General features: G+C 71.8%; 1 protein-coding gene. It reads left to right on the top strand.

Translation table 11 applies throughout. The annotated features are described in order from the left end of the window. Positions 1-155: 155 nt before the first annotated feature. Positions 156-1,490, top strand: a 1,335-nt coding sequence (locus tag SSOG_RS53695) for a VMAP-C domain-containing protein (protein WP_039938053.1), incomplete at its 3' end; no start/stop codon positions are given.

Genomic DNA, 1,490 nt, shown 5'->3' with positions numbered 1-1,490 from the left:
TCATAGGGGGTGTGAAGCCTCCCATATCTGCCTACGACGCGCGTACCATTCGACGTACGCGGGTAAAACGGACGCGGTACGCCGAAGGGCACGGGCGGGTTTCGGGGGGAGCGCGCGGGAGTGGACCAACTCATCCAGGGCGCCGGGCAGGCCGGATGACCGGCTTCGGAGCGTTCGACCTCTACCAGGAGCTGGCCAGGATCCTCGGCCGGCTGACGGACAGCACCGCCTGGCGCGACCGGCTGATCCACAACGTCGAGGAGCATTACGGGATCACGCTGCCCGTGGAGCGCCACACCATCAAGCACTGGGACCTGCGGTCCATCGCCGAGTCCTGCGACCGCTACCCCGACGGGCTGCGCGTCCTGCTGCGCGCGGTGGGCGAGGACTACGAGGGCACCGTGGTGCTCGCGGAGGCCTGGCAACTGCTCGACCAATGCTGTCCGGTGCCGCTGCTGACGGACGTCGAGCGCCGGGACTTATGCGCCCTGCTGCTCGACGGCGCCGCCCTGACCGAGCTGACCACCCTGTCCCGCTACGCGTTCGAGCTGCTCGGCCGGGCCGGTGAGGGCGACGACAGCTGGAACGGCCGGGTGGAGCGGCTGGTGCGCGACCTGGAGGACGACGTCGAGGTGGAGGGCCGGGCGCCCGCCCTGATGACGTTCGTGGAGCGGGTGGCGGCGGGCGAGCAGCCCGCGCTGCGCAAGTGGCTGCGGCAGTGGAACAACCAGGCCGCCAAGCGGCTCGACTGGCCTCCCGGGCTGCTCGCCGCCACCCGCGAGCGGGAGTCGGCCGCGGTGGGGCTTCCGATCGGGGAGCGCAGCCTGGTGGTGGAGATCTCCTCCCGCCGCGCGGCGGCCGCCCTGTTCAGCATCCGGGCGCGGCTGATGGACGACCGGTCGCGGGAGTTCCCGGTGCTCTGCGACGCCCGGGCCCGGGGGCGGGACGAGCTGGAGGCGCGGGTCGCGGCGGTCCACCGGGAGGCCATCGAGCGGCTGGGGCTGCTCGCCCCGGGGCTCCAGGTGGAGTTCGTCCTGCCGCTGCATCTGATCTGGCTGGACGTCGACCGGTTCGAGGTGCGCCCGGCGGGGCTGTCGCCGCGGCCGATCGGCGAGGACCACACGGTCGTGGTCCGCCCGTGGGAGCGGCTGCGGCTGCCGCATGTCAACCACCATCTGATGGGCCGCTGGCGCTGGCTCCAGAGCCATGGCGGGGAGTACCAGGAGGCGGCCGTGGAATGGGTCGACCCGGGGGTGGTGCTGGAGCCCCGGAGGCTGCGCAGACGGCTGCGGCACGCCCAGACACCGGTCTGCTTCGTCCTGTTCGAGCCGCCCCGGCACACCGGGGACGAGGCCACGGACTATTCTGTTCCGTTCCTGCTTGGAGGCGGGGTATTCCGGCCCTGGTCGGGGTACGCAGCGGGGGGCGAAACGGTCGCAGGGCGCCAAGAAAATACGAAACTTCCTCAGAACGGCCCTCACCGATCTCCC

Origin of the sequence: Streptomyces himastatinicus ATCC 53653, assembly GCF_000158915.1 — a bacterium.
Taxonomy (GTDB): Bacteria; Actinomycetota; Actinomycetes; order Streptomycetales; family Streptomycetaceae; genus Streptomyces; species Streptomyces himastatinicus.
This window is presented reverse-complemented; position numbering and strand designations above follow the sequence as displayed.